This window comes from Arthrobacter sp. Hiyo1, assembly GCF_001263615.2.
Lineage (GTDB): Bacteria > Actinomycetota > Actinomycetes > Actinomycetales > Micrococcaceae > Arthrobacter.
This window is the reverse complement of sequence record NZ_DF952469.1, coordinates 866,730-868,655: the sequence shown is the minus strand read 5'-3', so window position 1 is coordinate 868,655 and position 1,926 is coordinate 866,730. Positions and strand designations below refer to the sequence as shown.

1 protein-coding gene and 1 pseudogene are annotated in these 1,926 nt (G+C 63.1%); one reads left to right on the top strand and one right to left on the bottom strand.

What is annotated here, in order from left to right; all coding sequences use genetic code 11:
- Positions 1–498: 498 nt before the first annotated feature.
- On the top strand, positions 499–1,773 hold the full coding sequence (locus AHiyo1_RS08280) for an MFS transporter (protein WP_172465529.1): 1,275 nt from the start codon (positions 499–501) through the stop codon (positions 1,771–1,773).
- An 8-nt stretch (positions 1,774–1,781) separates the two neighbouring features.
- On the opposite strand, the pseudogene AHiyo1_RS26410 reads toward AHiyo1_RS08280, so the two are convergent.
- Positions 1,782–1,926: pseudogene (locus AHiyo1_RS26410) on the bottom strand (molybdenum cofactor biosysynthesis protein); the annotation flags it as partial.

Sequence of the window (1,926 nt, the reverse complement as noted above, 5' to 3'; positions counted from 1 at the left end):
TGAAATCCTCCAGTGCCCGCAGCTGGTCAATCAGTTCAGCGCCGTCGGCGCCTGGCCGGAGCGAGGCCACCGCACCGAGCAGGTCTCTTATTTCGGCCCACGAGACAGCAGCATCCGGACCTGCGCCGCCGACTGGCGCGCCCGTCCCCATCAGCTGGGTTTCCCGAATTCCGGCCATAACCAAAGCATCCCAGGGACCACTGACATTCTTAGGTCGAAGAACACCTGCCCACCGAAAAATCCCGGAAATCAGCAGAAATTTTCCATATTTGCTCGGGAAGGATTCCGGTTCCCGGGTCTCCTTCCGCCGCTACCGGCTCAACCTCGCAGCCGTCGATAATCACCCGATGGGCGACGTTGTGATCGGCTTCGCCGGCGTGAGGTGTGCTTTGCGGTGGGCTCCCCTCAAGCCCGTCCCGTCCGCCTCTGGCGTGCGCATCCGAAGCGGACGAGAATGGCCTCGTGGTTCCCCCTCGCCAAGGCGGGGCCGTCGTTCCAATGAACCCCGCCGCCCGAAAGATCCAAAGTGTCTACCTCACCTTGACCCTCGGCAATACCCTTGCGGCCTCGTTCATTTGGGGGATCAATACCCTCTTCCTACTGGATGCCGGACTCAGCAATCTTGAGGCCTTTGCGGCAAACGCCTTCTTCACTGCCGGGATGGTCGTCTTCGAAGTGCCCACTGGAGTGGTGGCCGATGGTTGGGGACGCCGCGTTTCGTTCCTTCTTGGCACGGTGACACTGGCCGGATCCACCTACCTTTACTTTCTGCTCTGGCAGCTTTCGGCCCCGTTCTTGTGGTGGGCCGTGGTGTCGGTGTTGCTCGGCTTGGGCTTCACCTTCTTCTCGGGTGCAGTGGAGGCCTGGCTCGTCGACGCGTTGCGCTTCACTGGATATGAGGGTGGCTTGGAGACGGTGCTCGGGCGGGGACAGATGGTGTCGGGTGCCGCCATGCTTGCGGGCTCAGTGGCTGGCGGGGTGATCGCGCAGGCCACCAACCTGGGAGTCCCGTTCCTGATTCGCGTGGGCGTGCTCCTCGCCATGTTCGTGGTGGCCTTCTTGCTGATGCACGACGTCGGCTTCACCCCCGAGCGCTCTGCCCATCCACTCAAGGCGACCCGTGCTGTCCTCGACGCCTCGATCGAGAACGGTTTGAAAAATCCACCCGTGCGGTACGTGATGTTGGCAGCGCCGTTCAGTGCCGGCGTCGGGATCTATGTGTTCTATGCCCTGCAGCCGTACCTGCTTCAGCTCTTCGGTGACCCGCGCGCGTACTCGGTGGCCGGGCTGGCAGCGGCAATCGTGGCGGGGGCGCAGGTGGTGGGCGGATGGCTTGCACCGCGTATCCGGCGCCTCGTTCGCAAACGCACTACGGTGTTGATTCTGAGTGGAGTGGTGAGCGCATCGATTCTGGTGGTGCTCGGGTTCACGAATGTCTTCTGGGTGGCCTTGGCGCTGTTGACGTTCTGGGCCATGGTCGACTCGGCGGCCACACCGGTACGGCAGGCCTACGTGAACGACATGATCCCGTCGAAGCAGCGGGCAACAGTGCTGAGCTTCGACTCGCTGATGGGATCAAGCGGTGGAGTGGTGGTGCAGCCGCTGCTCGGCCGGGCCGCCGATGTTTACGGCTACTCCGCCTCGCTCGCGATCAGCGGCGTTATCGAACTGATCGCGGTGCCGTTCCTCCTGGCGAGTCGTCGGCAGGGCTCTTTGGCCGACCAAGCCAACGCCTCGATCGCTGCATCCGAAACGGAACCACGGCAGTCATAAGAATGGACCTACGGAAGCCGCGAAGCCCGGAGGAACGTGGCCTCGCCGGCCTTGTCAGGAACAAGCGGTACGGGACTAATTAGCACAGCTGTGCCACGATGCAGGATGCCATCCGAAAGCGGTTGGCAGCGCACGCCCCCGCGCCCGCGCATG

Coding starts and splice junctions, on each gene's coding strand:
- AHiyo1_RS08280 (WP_172465529.1), top strand. CDS start 499: ATGAACCCCGCCGCCCGAAAGATCCAAAGTGTCTACCTCACCTTGACC.